Source organism: Bacillus kalamii (assembly GCF_047238185.1).
Taxonomy (GTDB): domain Bacteria; phylum Bacillota; class Bacilli; order Bacillales; family DSM-1321; genus Bacillus_AD.
This window is the reverse complement of record NZ_JBDFMI010000001.1, coordinates 1,484,662-1,502,473: the sequence shown is the minus strand read 5'-3', so window position 1 is coordinate 1,502,473 and position 17,812 is coordinate 1,484,662. Positions and strand designations below refer to the sequence as shown.

Below are 17,812 nucleotides of genomic sequence, written 5' to 3'. Positions count from 1 at the left end.
CTTTTCCAACCAATAAAAAAAACCTCTTTTACCCAATTTTCTAATTAGATAAAAGAAGGTTTTTCACAATCCGAAATCATTTTTAGACAAAAATTCAGATATACCCATTAAGACATCTCTAAAATATTGATATGCCCACTTAATTTTCCACGTTGAAATACCTAGCCTCAGGATGGGCAAAGACCATTGCTGATACAGATGCTTCCGGTTCCATCATGAATCCCTCTGTCAACTGGATGCCAATATCCTCCGGCTTCAACAAGCGGAACAGCTTCGCCTGGTCTTCGAGATTCGGGCATGCGGGATAACCGAAAGAAAAGCGCTGGCCGGTATATTTGGCAGCAAAACGGTCCCTCATTGTCATTTCGACCTGATCATGTATGCCCCATTTATCACGCATTATATGATGGATCCGTTCAGCGAAGCCTTCTGCTGTCTCCAAGGCTAAAGATTGAATGGCATGGCTTTTCAAAAATTCCCCCTGCTCCTTCAGACATTCACTCTTTTGTCTGATTCCCTTCCCGGCTGTCACGATAAAAAATCCGACATAATCCATTTCGCCTGACTCAACCGATTTCAAATAATCTGCAAGACATAGGAAAGGAGGCTTATGTTGGCGGGGGAAATGAAAGGTTTCCAGCACTTCCCCTGGACGTTCAGGATTGTAGATCAATACGTTATCTCCATCGCTTTGGGCAGGGAAAAATTGATATACCCCATTCACTTCATGCTTGTCTTCAATCAAATCCTGAAATAGACCGTTGACCAAATCATTCAGCATCATAGCCCTCTCATCTCTCTTCTCAAGCAGGAGATCCACCCTTCCTTTTAGTCCTAAATGATGGGCGAGCAACATTTGTTTATTGATGTAAGGCATTAAATGATCCATTGAGTAACGCGCTAGCACCTGCCTTTTCAAACTGGCTGGCACCATCACCTTTGCAGGAGGGACAGTAACAACAGGTTTTTCAAGAACAGCAACGGATGAGGCTGTTTCACCCCCGGCTTTCGCAGCTGTTTTTTTTCGCTTTTCAGATAGTTCTTGCAAAAATTGATCCTTTTTCTCATTATCATGCATCGTATTTGCCAGTGATAGAGCTTCCATGGCATCTTTAGCATATAGTACGCTTCCAGAGTATTGCGGCGCAATTTTCGTATCGGTGAATTTTCTTGAAAGGGCTGCCCCGCCGACCATAATCGGAGTTTCGATATGTTGTTCACGCAAATCCTGGGCGGTTAGGACCATTTGTTGGGCGGATTTCACCAATAAACCTGAAAGGCCGATCATGCTTGGTTCATGTTCTCTGATAGCTTCAATAATCTGCTGGGGCGGGACTTTAATGCCTAAATCGACGATTTCATAGCCGTTATTCGCCAAAATGATTTCTACTAAATTTTTCCCGATATCATGGACGTCGCCCTTGACCGTGGCCAAAATAATTTTCCCCTTCGAAGACGCGCCGGCATCTCCTTTTTCCATAAACCCTTCCAAATAGGATACAGAAGCTTTCATACTTTCTGCACTTTGTAGCACTTCCGCAACAATCAATTGATTATCATTAAACAATTCCCCGACCTGTGCCATTCCCTTCATAAGCGGGCCATTGATGATTTCAAGCGGCGCAAGACCTTTTCCCAATGCTTCATCCAGGTCTGCGATTAATCCTTCTTTCGTCCCCTCTACTATATAGCTGGCAAGCCGCTCTTCAAGAGGCAATTGTTTGGTTTCTGTTGTTTTTTGTGCTTTTTTCCCCCGGTAAAAACGGATGAAACGCTGTAGCGTTTCATCGCCTGTTTGGAAAATCAATTCATTGGAAAGCTGCAATTCCTCATCCGGGATACTGGCATACCGTTCTAGCTTTTCCGTATTGACAATCGCATAATCCAACCCCGCCTTCGTGCAATGGTAAAGGAAAACAGCATTCAATATCTCTCTTCCGCGCGGAGGCAACCCGAAGGACACATTGCTGATACCGAGTATAGTCAAACATTCAGGCAATAATTCTTTGATTGCTTTGATGCCTTTGATCGTTTCATTGGCTGCCCCGATATATTGCTCGTCGCCCGTACCTACCGGGAACACTAAAGGATCAAAAATAATGTCGTTCGGATGCACACCGAACTTATCCACTAACAAATCATAAGATCGCTTTGCGACGGCTACTTTATTTTCTGCCGTTACAGCCATCCCCTTTTCATCGATCGTGCCTACCACCAACGCCCCTCCATAACGGTGCAATAGCTCTGAGACAGATTCAAATTTGCCCTCGCCATCCTCCAAATTGACGGAATTGATGATGGCTTTCCCCTGGGAATGCCTTAATGCTTGTTCGATAACAGCATCATCTGTGCTGTCTATCACTAAAGGCACCTTGACTTTCTTGACTACTTCCCGAACAAAATCCTCCATATTCCCTTTTTCATCGTCATCTGGATCGGCTAGGCAAATATCAATGACATGTGCCCCTTTTTTCACCTGTGCCCTTGCAATCTCAGCTGCTTCCTCAAATTGTTTATTTCTGATCAGATCCTTGAATTTTCTTGATCCAATGACATTTGTTCGTTCACCCACGAATAGAGGACGCATACTCTCGTCATACAAAAGGGCATCGTTGCCGGAAACGCCATGATGTTCCCGCTTTTCAGGAATAGGCCTTGGCGGTATATCTGCTACTGCTTCAGTGATGGCGGCAATATGTGCCGGTGTTGTTCCGCAACAGCCGCCGACCACATTAATCCATCCCTTACTTGCGAATTGCTTCACTTTTTCAGCCAATGAAGATGGCGATTCATGATAATGGCCTTCCTCGTCAGGCAATCCGGCATTCGGATAGCAACTGATTCCTGTGTTTGCTAAGGCAGATAAAGTCCGGATATGATCGCTCATAAATTCAGGACCTGTCGCACAATTCAAGCCTACGGCTATCGGCTTCATAAATTCGGACGATAAATAGAATGAATCAATCGGCTGTCCAGCAAGTGTTGTCCCCATCGGTTCAATGGTACCTGAAAGAATGATAGGTAGATGTACGGCGGTCTGCTCAAATGCGCCTTGAATGCCATTGAATGCAGCTTTCACATTTAATAGATCCTGGCTTGTTTCAATGATCAGCACATCAGCTCCTCCATCGATCAGCCCTTTTGCTTGCTCCTGATAACAGTCCTGTAATTCAGTAAACGTGGTTCCTCCCGTTAATGAGAGAGTTTTGGTTGTCGGCCCCATGGAGCCGGCTACAAAGCGCGGCTTGTCATTGCTGGCATACTTCAGGCATGCCTCTTTTGCCAACCGGGCAGATTTCACATTCAATTCGTAGGCAAGGTGACCTAATTGGTATTCGTCCAAAACAATTCTTGTTGCCCCGAAGGTATTTGTTTCGATAATATCAGAACCGGCGGCCAAATAGGCTTCATGTATATTTCGTATAATATCCGGTGCCGTTTCAGAAAGATATTCATTGCAGCCATCGTATTCTTCCCCTCCAAAATCTTCCGGAGAGAGATTTGCATCTTGGATCATGGTTCCCATTGCTCCGTCGAGGATGAGAATCCTCTCTTTCATTAATTCTTCAATTGTATGCTTACTCATAGAGAACCGCCCCTTTTTTCACCATCGCATCTTGTGCTCTTATATATTTGGTTAATTCAACCGTTATTCGATATCTTAAAAATGGTGTAATTAAATAAACTCCGTTGAACCTGTCCATCGCCGCACTTATGAGTTCCTTCGCTATAGCAATTCCCTCCCTCTCTGCGGCAAACGGCGAATCTCCTGCTTTGCCCATTGCACGAAGTACATCGTCCGGCAAGGTTATCCCAGGAACTTCATGGTGTATAAATTCCGCATTCCTGTAGCTTGTCAACGGCATGATGCCAATAAAGACTGGTGCATCCAAATGCTTAACCGCCTGATACACTTCTTCCACCTGTCCAGCCGAATAAATAGGCTGAGTCAGGAAGGAGTCCGCTCCATATTTGATTTTTTTCTCCATCCTCGCCACTGCTTTATGGAGTATCTTCACATTCGGGTTAAAAGCAGCGGCTACTTTAAAGTTCGTTTTTCTCCCAAGAGGCTTTCCACTATACGACACACCTTGATTAAACTGCTTAATGAGGGCGATTAAATCCATCGATGAAACATCATAAACAGATGTGGCACCCGGAAAATCCCCTACTTTTGATGGATCTCCAGTAATGACAAGCAATTCCTCCATGCCTAAGGTATGCAATCCCATCAAATGGGATTGCAGGCCGATCAAGTTATGGTCACGGCAAGTCAGATGGATGAGCGGGTTAATCCCCATATTCTGAAGTTTCATGCCGACTGCCATATTGCTGATCCTCGGTGTAGCAAGCGAATTGTCGGCCAACGTAACTGTATCCGCCCCTGCCTCCATCAATGCCTTTGCCCCTTCAAAATAAAGGGAAGTATCTAACGTTTTTGGTGGATCAAGCTCCACTAAAATAGTCCGCTCCGTTTTGGCTTTTTCATAAAAGGCTTCCGCCACGATCCCGGCATGTTGATCGCTGACTTGAATTTTTGGCTGGATAATTTTCTTTTCTGTGATCGGCGGCAAACCATCAAGCGCTTTTTTCACTGCTTTGATGTGGTTCGGTGTTGTACCACAGCAGCCTCCGATTATTCTTGCCCCCTGTTCCCTTAGTTCCAGAGCGCTCTTCCCGAAATAATCCGGATTCTCTTCATAGGTCAATATGCCATCACTGTATTCAGGCAAACTGGCATTCGGGTAAGCAGAGAGTACAGCACGCTGAGGAATGGGCACAGATTGAAGCGCCTTGATCATATGGTAAGGGCCGAGGCGGCAATTTACTCCTATAGCATCCGCACCCAGATCCTCTAACCGAAGCAATGCTTCACTTAAAGTCATGCCGTTTTGTAAATAGCCTACCTCGTGCATAGAGACGTTGGCGATGATCGGTAAATCCGTCTCCTGCTTCGCAATATGCAAAACGGTTTCCATTTCTTCAAAATCATAATATGTCTCCAATAGCAAACCGTCTGGCTGTTCCAACAGAAGGCTAAATAACTGTTCCCTGAAATTCCTTTTGATTTCATCTAGTGTAAGATCTGATTTCCTTAGCCCTCGTGAAGCTCCGATCGTGCCGAATACAAATGAGTTTGGCCCTGCCGCACTTTTAGCGATTTTCATTCCTTCCCTGTTAATGGATGAGACGTATTCTTCAAGTCCATACCTTTTTAATTTATAATGATTGGCTCCGTATGTGTTCGACTGAATGATATCTGCACCGGCCTTTACGTAGGCAAGGTGGATATTTTTAACCAGATCGGAATGGGTCAGGTTCAATTCCTCATAGCATTGGTCTGATCCAGTAGCATACAGAAGTGTCCCCATTGCCCCTTCCCCGATCAATATCCTTTTTTCCATCTCTTTTCTAAACTCCATCTTGCATTCCCCTTTATTGCATTGAATTCATACCTATTTTTCCTTTATTAGTATGCAGCCTCTTTCACCGGGCTCAACGCCTGGGTAAGGTCGGCAATCAAATCATCAATATGTTCAATACCGACCGACAGGCGGAGTAAACAATCACTTATTCCCTTAGCTCTTCTTACTTCTTCAGGTATATCCGCATGTGTTTGTGTGGCAGGGTATGTTAGTAATGACTCCACACCCCCTAGGCTTTCTGCAAAGGAGATTAAGCCGACTTGCTTCAACACCTTTTCCACTAACACGGTTTCTGTTACTTCAAATGAAAGCATCGCTCCAAAACCACTGCTTTGCTTCAAACTGATTTTTCGCTGTTCATGATCTTCAGTTCCAGGATAATAAACTTTGCGGACCAGATCATGAGAGCTAAGCCACGAAGCGATGGATGCAGCATTTTTTTGCTGCTGCTCCATTCGGATGGCCAAGGTCTTGATTCCCCGCAAACATAGCCATGCATCCTGTGGCCCTAAAATGGCCCCTGTCCCATTTTGGAGTTTGCCAATTTGGTCGCTATATTCAGGTGACGCGGTTACCACTAATCCTGCTATCACATCGTTATGCCCGCTAATGTACTTTGAAGCACTATGGACTACGATATCTGCCCCGAATACGATTGGCTGCTGTAAATAAGGCGTCAGGAATGTATTGTCCACTATTGTCAATAAGCCATGCTCTTTCGCAAGGGAACAGGCAGCTCCCAGATCTGTTACCTTCATCAACGGATTGGAAGGTGTTTCAATAAATAGGGCAGCCGTATCGGCTTTAATGGCATTCTTAATTTCTTCAAGATCGGAGGTGTCCACGTAAGAAGCCTTAATCCCATATAGGCTGAATGTTTCTTCAAGCAAACGGTACGTTCCTCCATATAAGTCATCAGAAATAACGATATGGCTGCCGGGTTTCAATAAAAACAAAATAGTTGTAATAGCAGCCATGCCAGAGGAAAAGGCAAACCCTCGGTCTCCTCCCTCAAGTGAGGCAATCGCTTCTTCAAGCGCTTTTCTCGTTGGATTGCATGTTCTTGAATAATCAAATCCAGTACTCTTGCCCAGTTCCGGATGTTCAAATGTTGCGCATTGATAGATTGGCATACTGATTGCCCCTGTAGCTGAATCTTTTTTGACTCCCGATTGCACCAATTTAGTTTCAATTCTCATTTTTTCTCCTCCAAACAGGTTTTCAATTGAACGGTAAAAAGGCACCCTTTCAGAGAAAGAGCGCCTTTAAAAAAGCTATTCGGCTTCTCTCTCATCGACTAGAAATGAATTTCTTATGGCATTGGCACCGTTCAAGAATATGATGGTTGCCGGAGTGTCTTAGGGCCATATCCCTCGACTCCTCTAGATAAGAGTAATTATTCAATTAATTCAAAATATTGTATTTTTATAATCATAAAGACTTCCTGTGCATTTGTCAATACTCTTCGCTTGACTATCTTTTTAAAATCACATTAAGGTAAAGTAGAGAGAAAAAGAGAGACTATCTATTTTGTTAAGTTGCAGGAGGAAGAAGCTATGTGGGAAGAATTCAAAAAGTTCATAGACAGAGGCAACGTGATCGACCTTGCTGTCGGGATTGTTGTTGGCGGAGCATTCGGGAAAATCGTTACCTCTTTTGTGGACGATATACTTATGCCCCCGATTGGCCTGATCATCGGGAAAGTCGATTTTTCAAACCTGTATATCAATCTGACAGGCGATCAAGATAAATCACTAGCTGCAGCAAAGGAAGCAGGGGATGTCACAATCAATTATGGATCCTTTATTAATATACTCATTAACTTCCTAATCATTTCATTTGCCATTTTCATAGTGGTCCGGCAGGTGAATAAGTTCAGAAAGCCGGAGCCGGAAAAGCCGGTAACAACGAAAGAATGCCCGGAATGCTTATCGGAAATCCCTTTGCATGCAACAAGATGCCCGAATTGTACGTCATTCCTAAAGGAGGATGAGGCAGAAGGTTCGCCTGTAAACGAATCATAGTTGAAACAAAAAACGCCTGTTTAACAGGCATTTTTTGTTGTATACATGTTCAAAAGAGCCTTTCTCCATACTATGCATCAGGATTTATGGATGTTCTGTTTGTCCGCCCTTTTATCGAACCAGCTCTCATAAAAGTGAAAAATCAGCCAGCAAATAAGCAGCCAGAAAGCTCCTGCACTGAAGCCTCCGATAATATCACTCGGATAATGGACCCCAAGATAGATTCTGCTGATGCCGATTGCCGGAACAAGTACGATGAAGAAAAGTATAAACACGGCATCCAACCATTTCCGGCGGGAAATTTTCGCCAGAATGATGACTAAAGATCCATAAAAAATGATAGAACCCATACTGTGCCCACTTGGGAAACTATAGCCGCTTTCTTGGATAATCGGATATATATCCGGGCGCTGCCGTTGAATGAATTCCTTTAGAGCTATGTTGAAGAGGCTGCCCAATCCGGATGCAAATAGCAGGAAAAGAGCATATCTTTTCTTTTTAAATCCTACCAAAAGCGAGGCAATCAGAACTGCCGATATAATCCAAACCTTTCCTCCAAAGAATGTGATGGCTTTCATAATGCCTGTCAGATTATCCGTAACATGCCCCTGCATGTATGCAATGGCACGGTGGTCGAATTGCCTAAGCTCATCTTCTTGCAAATCGGTCAGTACATCAATGAAAATAGCCATGAAGGCAATAATCAGAATCAGCAATAGCCCTACGAAAAGCTGATTCTTATATGTTTTAAAGAAATGGTATGTCTGTTTCAATTGAACAAAACTCCTTAGTTGTCATGAATGGGTTAGGTAAAAGCCATTTACTATTCATAGGTTCCCATAACTCCAGAAAGACAAACACATAAAAGCCGCTTACATATTCTTGACCAGCAATTTTTTTAACAGCTGCGAAAACAAATAAGGCAAATCCTCCATTTGTGGGATGATCATATACTCTTTTTCATAAATATTTTTCATCATCGTTTCTTCCCCGTTTTGCAAGGCCCCATCAGCCAGAAACATTCCCATTACATTAATGCCCATTTTACGCGCTTCCTTAACGGCTGTATACGTATCCACAATTCCATTTTGTTCATAATCTTCCGCTGAAGGCTCTCCGTCGGAAAAGACAAGCAGGAATTTATGCTTTTCATTTCGCATTCTTAGCTGCTCGGCTGCTTTGCGGATAGAAAAGCCATCGCGGTTATCCTCTTGATGCTCCAATTGCATGATGGCAGGGCCGGTTGAGGGATTCAGGCAATCGGCAAATGAAGCGACTTCATGGTACACATTCGGATAATACTCTTTTTTCACCTCGTTCGCATCTTCCCAAAAACCTGCTATGCTATGGCGAATCCTCAAATCTTTCAGCACTTCATGGAATAAGGTGACTGCTTTTTTTGTTTCGTCCATTTTATCGAACATGGATGCAGAGCAATCGACCAGCAAAGTAAATGTAACATCCTGTTCTTTTGCCAAAGCGGTTTTCTTATGGAAGACACGGGGCAGCGGATCTGTAAGTAACGGAATTAGTTTATGAGATAATCTGCCATATAATAAATCCGAACGCCTATTGTTTCTTTTTTGCTCAATGCTCTTTTGGATAGTCCTTTGCAAAGTCCTCATTTCTTGCTGGATGGCTTTCTTTGTTTCTGTATATTGCTCGATATCATCAGCAGTCGGTTGTTCCGGTTTCTTCAAAATATGGACTGCAAATTGATTTCTTTCTCCGTAAGGATAGACTTTACTCTCTTTTTCGCTAGCTGTTTTTTGCTCTTCCAACGCCTCTAAGTCTTCATATTCTTTCTTTTTGGATTGGTGGGAAGAACCATGGACGGAGGCCATCGCCTGGTCCGCATCGCTTCCTTCACGGGCTCCTTGGCCTAGAATCGCTGTATTCACTCCTTTTTCCAACTCAAAACGGAGAAAGGTTTGCTTAGATTGTTCGTTCTTCTGCTCGCGGTGCCATGTGGAAAAGGCTTCATCAAGCACTTCGTTTTCATCGCTGCTTTCATCATCTCGATCATCATTGCGAAGAGAATCTTTTCTTTTCAGATTGGAAAATGTATGGTCCAGTTCGTCAAGCTTTCCGGAAAGTTCCTCAATAGGCATCACAAGGTATGTATTCAGCATATCTTCATTAAAGAAGGCAGTTGAGCGGATTAGGACCGTTTCAACAATCGCTATTATGTCAGCAGTGCCTGCAGCTTCATAAACCTTAAACAGTTCCGGTTTAATCTGATCGACTAAATCCTGCAGCTCAGATGGCACTTCCGCCCGATAGGACGCGTTCCCTTCCTCCGTCAAAAGGGAAATGGCAATCATACAGAAGAACAGATCAAAAGGAAAGCCTCTTGTGGCATTTCCATCACTTTGAGATTGATAATAAGCGAGCAAAAGTCTTCTGCGGGTATTGAACCATTTCCTTGTGCCTGGCTTCAGTTCCTTGCATATTTCCTCCAGGCGTAAATCTTCCAATAAGGTGAAAAGTGAAATGGAAAAATGCTTCGCCTTGATCTTTTTAGAAACCCTGCCGAATGACCGCAAAGCATTTACATCTGTATGATGATAGGTTCCCAACGCCCGCAGGACGATATCACTTTTATATCCGGCTGATCGCTCCATGTCATTGTAATGGTCCCAAAAATGGCTCGCAGTTATGCGATGGTCTGCAGGAATGACCTGATGGCCGAATCCAAACTCAAATTGCAGCTCTTCATTCTTCGAAAGAAGCCTTGCCATGTTCCTTAAGCTGATCGCCATTGACGCATCGACGACAGAATCATTGAATTTGATATATTTCACTGCATCATCTCCCCATTTTTATGGCAATAGCATATCAACAATATTGCCGACAAATTCCTTCTCGCGGTCTTCATCCAATTTATCGATGATTGCCCTTTTGACTGCCCTCTCCAGCGGAATGGCGGATGAAAGATCAGCCGCATCAAGCAATGCTCTGACAGAAGCGGCTTCTTCCGACAAAGTGCCCTGCTTGGTTGCCTGGATCAAATCACACGAAAGCGCAAGGAAGAATTCAATCTCCTTCTCATCTGTAAGCAAGCTTTGATGAAGGAGGACATTCCGTAAAGCTTCACCTTCAATATACGGTACGTCTATTACAATAAACCGGTTTTTCAGCGCCTCATTCAAAGGCGTTGTACCAATATAGCCTTCATTGACTGCAGCAATCACTCCGAATCCGTCTTTGGCAACAATGACTTCCTGAGTAAAAGGGTTCGTGATGGTCTTCCTGTAATCAAGTACACTGTTTAAAATCGGCAACGTTTCAGGCTTTGCCATATTGATTTCATCAATATAAAGGAATTCGCCATTTTGCATAGCCTTCATTACAGGTCCAGGAACGAATACTATCTCTTGCTTCCCATCCTTATATTCAAGCGTTTTAAAGCCCAACAGACTTTCCGCATCTAAGTCTACTGAGCAATTCACCATATGCATCGGATTATTGAATAGTTTAGACAGAGTTTCAGCAAAAGTCGTTTTTCCGCTCCCTGTCGGCCCTTTTAGGAGGATATTCTTTCTTTGGGCCAAAGCAGCAGCGGCATCTATCATCATTTCTTGGTCGGGAGCAATGAATTCCTTGCGCCCGATTAATTCAGTATGTACAGTATCAGCTTTTCTCGTTTGGTCTATCAGCTTTTGGACGCCGTTCGGCAGTGTTTCATATATATTCATGTACTATTCTCCTTTATTAAGTCATCCCCGATAAAAACAAAGCAATATAACCCATATCATATAACAATTTGTCCGAAATGTGGATTTAAAGGCACTGCAACAAGAAAAGTAAAAATTGCTTCACTTTTCATACATTTACGCATGAACCCCATAAAAAAGAGCGGATTCCCCATCCGCCCGCTTTGCGTTCTATTTCTTTGAAATGCTTGAAACCATGGCATCGTAAGCACGCTTTTCCTCCGGGTACTCTTTTCGCCCTATTTCACTGAAATCAGCAGATGTATAATCAATGTCTACTGTATATTCATATGTGGCATTGCCTATCAGGTCAATTGTAAAAAGGCCATCCATGTTATGGACATTGCATTTGACCTTGCCGCCTGGATTATAGACCGTGATATCCTTCTCATACTCATTCAATCCCTGCATGCATGTCACCAGGCTAGAAGCACTCATTGCCGTTCCGCAAGCATTCGTGAAGCCCACTCCTCGTTCGAATGTACGGACAAAAATGGCCTGTTCATCTTTTATTTCCACGAAACTGACATTCACCCCATCCGGGAAGTATGGATTATCTCCATTCAAGTAGACCGCAATTTCTTTTTGGAGATCACTCTCCATGACAGACTGCCCCACAATGGATATAAGGTGTGGATTCGGAACAGCAACAGCCGTCCATAAAAGTTCTCCGCAGTTTTTCAATGATTGATTAATGAATGTTTCACCATCAATTAGCATCGGAAGATCGCCAGTATTAAATGAAACTGGTGAGATTTCAACCTTATACGTTTTCACCTGATCAGCAATCGGCTCCATTTCTTCCACCTCAAGGACAGCCTTCATCGTTTCAATCGCCAGCTTCTGTTTGCCAAGCAATTCACATGCATATCTAGCAACACACCGCAATCCGTTTCCGCACATGGATGCTTCTGATCCGTCAGAATTAAACACGCGCATCCGTCCATCCGCTACTTCACTGTTTTGGAAATACAGTATGCCATCAGCTCCCAATCCCCTGCTTCGATCGCACAGCTTCTTTGCCATAGAAGCTCTTTCTGAATCTGCCATATTCAAAGCCTTATTGAATTCATCTATCAACAGGAAATCATTCCCTGACCCATGGCATTTAATTGCTTTAATATTCATCGCTTTTCCCCCGCTTCGTCAATTAAACATATTGATATTATATGTATTACTTTATATAATTCTAGCAAATAATACTACAGGGTGAGATCATTTTGAGAATAAAAAGAGAATGGAAAGGCTTTACATATATTTTTGATTTTTTTGTCGAAGATGCTGTTCCCTTGGAGGATGAACTCGGGTCAAAGGAAGCAGTCGTGCAGACAAAAGTATTTACTGGCGATAAAGAACTGCTTTGGGAAGGCCCCATTTCAGTAAAATGGAACCATATAGGCATCTATCCGGATCCGAAGGACATGGCAGACGTCAATCTCCCTATGTCGGGTAAACGTATGCTTCTCATCGAATTGCGCCGTTATGTGAAACCTAACAGGCATTTCATATGATATAGAGATTGATGTTTTCCCTCAAGCCAAGTCAATTACCCTGAACGGGAAACCGATTATATCAACCAACCGGTCTCCAATTATTGTATCCTAACTGCTGCTTTATTCCTGTAAAATTGTTGGCCATTGGCAATTGAATGACCTTAACAGCGCGCTGGCCTCCCCTCTTAGGCAATTGTATTTTAATAGATCCACCTAATGGCTTTAAGAAGGCATATACATTTTTCATACTCCATATAGCTAGAGTCAACCATAATATTCGGACAATCTTCAAATCCTTTTCCGCTATTGAAGTCTCATTCTTGTATAGTAAAAAGGATGGCAGTCAGGAAAACTTTACACACAGGGAGGATTATATATTGTTCCATCCATCTTTCACGAAAGACCCTATGTTATTGAACTGTGGAGTCATTATTGAAAAAGACGATAAGATTTTATTGCAAAGAAACCCAGGAGAAACCCATTGGCAGATCCCTGGAGGGATGATGCAGCACGATGAAAAATACGAGGAAGCGGCGATTCGCGGAGTAATGGAAGAAACCAATTTAACCATTGAAAAGATGCAGTTCTACGGTATGCTGTCCGGAAGGGATTGCCTTGTCACAAATAAATTCGGAGACAAAGCAGTCATTCTTCAAGTTATGTTTTTCACAACCAAATTCAGCGGGAAAGTGAAAATACTAGACCATAGCTGCCGTGAACACCGCTTCTTCAAACGAAATAACCTACCAAAAAACCTGAACCCTCAGCACAAGTCGTTTATTAGTGATTGGAAAGCAGAAAAACCATTCCCGATCATCAAATAAAACTCTTGTTAAAGAACGCAATGAAGCCTTGGGAGGTGTTAAAGCTCTTTGCTTAAACCGGCTCCATAGCCTGGTGAAGAACGAATGATGCAATCAATAAGCTGATACAAGGGCTTATAAAAAAAGACCCTGCTGCTTTCGCAGAAGGGTCTGGCTTCACTGATTATTGTTCGTATCCATTTGTAATAATATCCAGCTTGCCAGTATCCGGTGCGATGACCAATCCATGGATAGCCACATCCGCTGGAATCAGTGGATGGTTCCGGATGACATCGACACTGTTGCTCACACTTTCGCGGACATCCGTAAAGCCTCGTAACCATTCCTTGATATGGATGCCTGACCGTTCAATGATTGAAATGGTGCCGGGTTCGATATGGCGGTCCCTCATCTTCTCGACGACCTTATCTACATCAACTGAAGACATGCCGCAGTCATGGTGACCAATGACAAACACTTCATCCGCATTCAATTCATAGATTGCCACAAGGATGCTTCGCATCACGCTGCCGAAAGGATGGGATACAATGGCACCAGCCGTTTTAATAATTTTCACATCGCCATTTCTAATATTCATCGCTTTTGGAAGCAACTCTACAAGTCTGGTATCCATACAGCTTAAAATAACCATTCTCTTATCTGGAAACTTATCCGTTTGGAATGTTTCATATTCTTTATTATGTACAAACCCTTCATTAAATGACATGATTTCATCCAATGTTCTCACAATAAATCCCCACTTTTCTTTTTTTAACGTATATTATATCAAAGAAAGATGAAGAGGCCTCATAATATGCTCTGCGATCTCAATTATTGCGGTTTTTAAGCAGTCTTGCACAAACACCGAAAATAGCAACTCTTTCATTTTCAGATGCCTCGGATGAAAAGGTAAGGATAGGCGTGTTCAATTCTTTGAATCTTTCTGCCCATTCAAGCGGCATCCACCCTTTCTGAAAAGTGGCAGCCTCTTTGGAGCTTCCGCTAAATGGGATCGTGAACTGCTGAAGAAAACCGCCTGCATCTATATCCAGTATGGGCTTTCCTGTTTCATCTTCCACAACTCCGCTATAACGAAAAAGCGATTTTTTCCAATTTTCCTTATATGTATATAGAGGTCTACCATCCCTCCCTTTAATGGACCATGTACCAGAAAAAAAGCGGGTATGGCTAAAAGTTGCTATTCTTTCACCATTCGCATCTAGCAATACATAAACGGTTGGCAAAATTTCCGCAATTGAATCCGGTATGAACCATTTATACCACGAAGTGTTTTGATCGGCTATTTCTCCCTGGAATAATCCTTCCTTACTATAAAGAAGGACTCTTAATGTCGGGGCAGGCATGTATGCCATTAATATATGCTTCTCACGTAAAAGATCGGCCCCACTTTCAGGCCCGATTCCTGGGATATCCTTATAGCGTTTATAATTGATGCGGAATTGGATAAAGAAAAGAATGGAAAAGGCAATAAAAGGGATAACAGCAACCCATATGGCTTGTTTAGGAAAAAAGAAATGATTGATGACGAATACAATGCTGCTGACCAATAAAGAAAAAAAGGCCATATTCAAGCACTGTTGGGCTGTTTGCCGATAATACTGTTTAATATGAATGGAAATCACCTAGTTTCACGTATCCCTTATGCGGCAAATGAAGGAAGTTCTTTGGATGGTTTGGAAGAGATAACAGAAGTAGAAAACAATCCCTGATGTAATACACCAAGGATTGTTCTTAAACTTATTCTACAATAAACGGAAGATTAATGGAAATCTATATTCTTCCCCATTATACGCTTTTACTGCCCCGATTATGGTCAGGATAAAAGCGGCTAGGCCGACGATAGGCAAAAGGATAAAACCAATCAGTACAATCATCAAGATGGAAGCCACTATTGAATAAACCGTATATGAAATAAGGAAGTTCAAATATTCACGTCCATGATAATCAATGAAAGATGATTTGTCTTTTTGCAAAAGCCAAATTAATAAAGGTCCAATAAATGCAGTAAAGAAGCTGACGATATAAATCAAAGCTGCTAGCACTCTTTCATCACGAGATGCCATGACAATGCCACTCCTTTCTTTTAAAATACTAGTTCTATAGTATTATACGAAAGGAATGCCTTTTTGTATTCACTTTATTTCGTTTCTTCACGGATTGTTTCAAAATACAGGTTACGGACGACATATGTCCGATAAAGCTGCAATTTTTTCAGTTCCACAGGGTGTTTTGTAATGCCCCTTTCCCTCAGCTGATCCACATACCAACCTTTTGAATGCTTGTACGCCATTTGAATCCCCCTCGCCAATTGAATAATCTACTTCTATATCTATGCTTATGAACTTTATATAGAACGCACCAACAAATATCTTTTTCGAAAAACAGCCATTGCCCATGAAAGAATATGATATAATCTTCTGATGCCATATGAATCGGAGGATTGCCATGAATACAACTAAAAATACAAAAGAAAAAATCAGACTTTTCCTAGCCATTATGCTGCCTGTTTTGGTCACGCAGCTGGGCATGTTTTCAATGACATTTGCCGACACCGTCATGTCAGGCAATTATTCAGCGGATGACCTGGCAGGTGTAGCAATCGGCAGTTCTATTTGGGTGCCTGTCAATACCGGTTTAAGCGGTATCCTTATCGCTATGACACCTATCGTTTCCCAGCTAGTGGGTGCGAGAAAAACAAAGGATGTTTCTGCTTCTGTCATACAAGGAATCTATTTAGCTATCATCTTATCTCTCCTTGTTCTGGCAGTCGGCTTTTTTGCATTGGATCCGCTTTTAAACATGATGGACTTGGAGCCGTATGTACGCAAAGTTGCCCGCGATTACTTAATTGCCTTATCGGGTGGAATCATTCCTTTATTTATTTATAGCGTTTTGCGTTCTTATATTGATGCGTTGGGCCAGACACGGATTTCCATGTTCATCACATTGACCGCACTGCCTGTCAATGTTGCCTTGAATTTTTTATTCATCTTCGGAAAACTGAATTTCCCTGAGCTGGGCGGTGTCGGATCGGGTGTTGCATCAACCATCACATATTGGGTTATCCTCTTCATTGCAACTGCAGTCATCATGAAGGTGCGTCCATTCAAAGCTTATGGGATTTTTGCGCGTTTCATTCACATCTCATTCGGAGAGATTATCCGTATCATGAAGATTGGCGTGCCTATTGGGCTATCCATCTTTTTTGAAACAAGCATTTTCTCTGCTGTAACCTTACTAATGAGCAATTATGATACAATAACCATTGCTTCACATCAGACAGCCATGAACTTCGCCTCTTTCCTATATATGGTGCCACTCAGCATTTCAATGGCTATGACCATCGTTGTCGGATTTGAAGTAGGAGGCAAACGGTATAATGATGCTAAAGCGTATAGCAAAATCGGTACTTTTTTCGCTGTCGGCATGGCATTATTGTTCGGATGTGTTCTTTTTTTCTTTCGGACCGAAGTTGCGGGCATTTATACGAATGAACCACAGGTTATTAGCATGGCATCGAGTTTTTTGATATACGCATTGTTCTTCCAGTTGTCGGATGCCATAATGGCACCTATTCAGGGGGCATTGCGGGGATATAAAGACGTGAATGTAACCTTTGTCATGTCCCTTATTTCTTTTTGGGCACTTGGGCTGCCTGCAGGATTCATACTGGCCAACTATACCTCCCTAGAAGCCTATGGGTACTGGGTCGGTTTAATTATCGGACTCGCGATTGGAGCCATTACTCTTGCGTCTCGTCTGTACATGGTCCAAAAAAGGATATATACAATCAAATCAGAAAAGAGCCAGTTAGAATCATAATCGCTTACATCTGTTCATATAATGATAGCCATTAGATGAAATGGAGGACATCGCCATGTCCAATGAACAGCAAAAACCGTTTGACTGGAGCAAGCTAAGCCATGAATCTCAAGCGATCCTTGGAGATGATTTTTGGAAGGATTTTGAACATATCTTTCCAAAAAAACACCCTGCCATCGATATTATTGAAACTGAAACACACGGCTACATTTTCATTGATCTACCCGGCATACAAAAACCGGAGGAGCTTTCATTGGCCATCAAAGGCCAGCATCTACTGATTGAAGGCCACATATCAAGGCCGTATAAAGAAGATGAAACGAATCAGTTGCTTACAGAACGCTTCTCTGGCCATATACACCGTTCAGTGATCATCCCTTTCGCCATTGCACCTAATCAGCTTAAGGCTACCTACACGAATGGGGTTTTGGAAGTTGCTGTCCCAAAAAGCACTGGAGAATACCCAATACGCTATTCAGTCCCGGACAAATAAGTCCGGGATTTATT

The 17,812-nt window shown here is 42.6% G+C and carries 17 protein-coding genes and 1 riboswitch; of the genes, 5 read left to right on the top strand and 12 right to left on the bottom strand.

The window, feature by feature from the left end; all coding sequences use genetic code 11:
* Positions 1–139: 139 nt before the first annotated feature.
* From metH to ABC357_RS07570, 3 genes are read right to left on the bottom strand one after another with little or no spacing between them, the layout of a single operon-like run.
* Positions 140–3,586 (bottom strand): methionine synthase, encoded by a 3,447-nt coding sequence (metH, locus tag ABC357_RS07580; RefSeq protein ID WP_412886917.1) that lies wholly within the window; start codon positions 3,584–3,586, stop codon positions 140–142.
* Positions 3,579–5,423 (bottom strand): bifunctional homocysteine S-methyltransferase/methylenetetrahydrofolate reductase, encoded by a 1,845-nt coding sequence (locus ABC357_RS07575; RefSeq protein WP_412886916.1) that lies wholly within the window; start codon positions 5,421–5,423, stop codon positions 3,579–3,581. The genes metH and ABC357_RS07575 overlap by 8 nt, the downstream gene beginning before the upstream one ends.
* A gap of 47 nt (positions 5,424–5,470) precedes the next feature.
* The gene (locus ABC357_RS07570) at positions 5,471–6,625 is read right to left on the bottom strand and encodes a trans-sulfuration enzyme family protein (RefSeq protein ID WP_412886915.1); all 1,155 of its coding nucleotides are present in this window, start codon (positions 6,623–6,625) and stop codon (positions 5,471–5,473) included.
* Between the two features lie 88 nt (positions 6,626–6,713).
* Positions 6,714–6,819: riboswitch (SAM riboswitch) on the bottom strand.
* A 163-nt stretch (positions 6,820–6,982) separates the two neighbouring features.
* On the opposite strand from ABC357_RS07570, the gene mscL reads away from it, so the two are divergent.
* Positions 6,983–7,450 carry a large-conductance mechanosensitive channel protein MscL gene (mscL, locus tag ABC357_RS07565; protein ID WP_412886914.1) on the top strand — a complete coding sequence of 156 codons (468 nt, stop codon included), beginning with the start codon at positions 6,983–6,985 and terminating at the stop codon, positions 7,448–7,450.
* 77 nt (positions 7,451–7,527) lie between these two features.
* Here the strand turns inward: mscL and ABC357_RS07560 are convergent, their stop codons facing one another.
* From ABC357_RS07560 to dapF, 4 genes are all read right to left on the bottom strand, one after another.
* Positions 7,528–8,223, bottom strand: coding sequence for a phosphatase PAP2 family protein (locus tag ABC357_RS07560; RefSeq protein WP_412886913.1), 696 nt, complete (start codon positions 8,221–8,223; stop codon positions 7,528–7,530).
* A 99-nt stretch (positions 8,224–8,322) separates the two neighbouring features.
* Positions 8,323–10,254 (bottom strand): vWA domain-containing protein, encoded by a 1,932-nt coding sequence (locus ABC357_RS07555; protein ID WP_412886912.1) that lies wholly within the window; start codon positions 10,252–10,254, stop codon positions 8,323–8,325.
* An 18-nt stretch (positions 10,255–10,272) separates the two neighbouring features.
* On the bottom strand, positions 10,273–11,148 hold the full coding sequence (locus ABC357_RS07550; protein ID WP_412886911.1) for an ATP-binding protein: 876 nt from the start codon (positions 11,146–11,148) through the stop codon (positions 10,273–10,275).
* 189 nt (positions 11,149–11,337) lie between these two features.
* A complete protein-coding gene (dapF, locus tag ABC357_RS07545) occupies positions 11,338–12,294 on the bottom strand; it encodes a diaminopimelate epimerase (protein WP_412886910.1) in 957 nt (318 codons plus the stop codon).
* Positions 12,295–12,386: 92 nt separating this feature from the next.
* Here dapF and ABC357_RS07540 point away from each other — a divergent pair, with 92 nt between their 5' ends.
* The gene (locus ABC357_RS07540; protein WP_412886909.1) at positions 12,387–12,677 is read left to right on the top strand and encodes a diaminopimelate epimerase; all 291 of its coding nucleotides are present in this window, start codon (positions 12,387–12,389) and stop codon (positions 12,675–12,677) included.
* 61 nt (positions 12,678–12,738) lie between these two features.
* On the opposite strand, the gene ABC357_RS07535 is transcribed toward ABC357_RS07540, so the two are convergent.
* Positions 12,739–12,906 (bottom strand): hypothetical protein, encoded by a 168-nt coding sequence (locus tag ABC357_RS07535; RefSeq protein ID WP_412886908.1) that lies wholly within the window; start codon positions 12,904–12,906, stop codon positions 12,739–12,741.
* A 130-nt stretch (positions 12,907–13,036) separates the two neighbouring features.
* On the opposite strand from ABC357_RS07535, the gene ABC357_RS07530 reads away from it, so the two are divergent.
* Positions 13,037–13,483, top strand: a complete 447-nt coding sequence (locus tag ABC357_RS07530) for an NUDIX domain-containing protein (RefSeq protein WP_412886907.1) — start codon at positions 13,037–13,039, stop codon at positions 13,481–13,483.
* Positions 13,484–13,646: 163 nt separating this feature from the next.
* Here ABC357_RS07530 and ABC357_RS07525 read toward each other — a convergent pair whose 3' ends face one another.
* From ABC357_RS07525 to ABC357_RS07510, 4 genes are all read right to left on the bottom strand, one after another.
* Positions 13,647–14,189 carry a beta-class carbonic anhydrase gene (locus ABC357_RS07525; RefSeq protein ID WP_412888610.1) on the bottom strand — a complete coding sequence of 181 codons (543 nt, stop codon included), beginning with the start codon at positions 14,187–14,189 and terminating at the stop codon, positions 13,647–13,649.
* Positions 14,190–14,289: 100 nt separating this feature from the next.
* Complete coding sequence (locus ABC357_RS07520; protein ID WP_412886906.1) at positions 14,290–15,105, bottom strand: hypothetical protein; 816 nt, start codon at positions 15,103–15,105, stop codon at positions 14,290–14,292.
* Between the two features lie 120 nt (positions 15,106–15,225).
* The gene (locus ABC357_RS07515) at positions 15,226–15,546 is read right to left on the bottom strand and encodes a DUF4870 domain-containing protein (RefSeq protein ID WP_412886905.1); all 321 of its coding nucleotides are present in this window, start codon (positions 15,544–15,546) and stop codon (positions 15,226–15,228) included.
* Positions 15,547–15,620: 74 nt separating this feature from the next.
* Complete coding sequence (locus ABC357_RS07510) at positions 15,621–15,773, bottom strand: DUF2639 domain-containing protein (RefSeq protein ID WP_412886904.1); 153 nt, start codon at positions 15,771–15,773, stop codon at positions 15,621–15,623.
* Positions 15,774–15,928: 155 nt separating this feature from the next.
* On the opposite strand from ABC357_RS07510, the gene ABC357_RS07505 reads away from it, so the two are divergent.
* Both ABC357_RS07505 and ABC357_RS07500 read left to right on the top strand, forming a co-directional pair.
* Positions 15,929–17,305 carry an MATE family efflux transporter gene (locus tag ABC357_RS07505; RefSeq protein ID WP_412886903.1) on the top strand — a complete coding sequence of 459 codons (1,377 nt, stop codon included), beginning with the start codon at positions 15,929–15,931 and terminating at the stop codon, positions 17,303–17,305.
* Between the two features lie 55 nt (positions 17,306–17,360).
* Positions 17,361–17,798, top strand: coding sequence for an Hsp20/alpha crystallin family protein (locus ABC357_RS07500; protein WP_412886902.1), 438 nt, complete (start codon positions 17,361–17,363; stop codon positions 17,796–17,798).
* The last annotated feature ends 14 nt before the right edge of the window (positions 17,799–17,812 follow it).

Excerpts from the sequence above, each read along its gene's own strand:
- metH (WP_412886917.1), bottom strand. The coding sequence starts at position 3,586 with ATGAGTAAGCATACAATTGAAGAATTAATGAAAGAGAGGATTCTCATC.
- ABC357_RS07575 (WP_412886916.1), bottom strand. The coding sequence starts at position 5,423 with ATGGAGTTTAGAAAAGAGATGGAAAAAAGGATATTGATCGGGGAAGGG.
- ABC357_RS07570 (WP_412886915.1), bottom strand. The coding sequence starts at position 6,625 with ATGAGAATTGAAACTAAATTGGTGCAATCGGGAGTCAAAAAAGATTCA.
- mscL (WP_412886914.1), top strand. The coding sequence starts at position 6,983 with ATGTGGGAAGAATTCAAAAAGTTCATAGACAGAGGCAACGTGATCGAC.
- ABC357_RS07550 (WP_412886911.1), bottom strand. The coding sequence starts at position 11,148 with ATGAATATATATGAAACACTGCCGAACGGCGTCCAAAAGCTGATAGAC.
- dapF (WP_412886910.1), bottom strand. The coding sequence starts at position 12,294 with ATGAATATTAAAGCAATTAAATGCCATGGGTCAGGGAATGATTTCCTG.
- ABC357_RS07535 (WP_412886908.1), bottom strand. The coding sequence starts at position 12,906 with ATGAAAAATGTATATGCCTTCTTAAAGCCATTAGGTGGATCTATTAAA.
- ABC357_RS07525 (WP_412888610.1), bottom strand. The coding sequence starts at position 14,189 with ATGTCATTTAATGAAGGGTTTGTACATAATAAAGAATATGAAACATTC.
- ABC357_RS07515 (WP_412886905.1), bottom strand. The coding sequence starts at position 15,546 with ATGGCATCTCGTGATGAAAGAGTGCTAGCAGCTTTGATTTATATCGTC.
- ABC357_RS07510 (WP_412886904.1), bottom strand. The coding sequence starts at position 15,773 with ATGGCGTACAAGCATTCAAAAGGTTGGTATGTGGATCAGCTGAGGGAA.
- ABC357_RS07505 (WP_412886903.1), top strand. The coding sequence starts at position 15,929 with ATGAATACAACTAAAAATACAAAAGAAAAAATCAGACTTTTCCTAGCC.
- ABC357_RS07500 (WP_412886902.1), top strand. The coding sequence starts at position 17,361 with ATGTCCAATGAACAGCAAAAACCGTTTGACTGGAGCAAGCTAAGCCAT.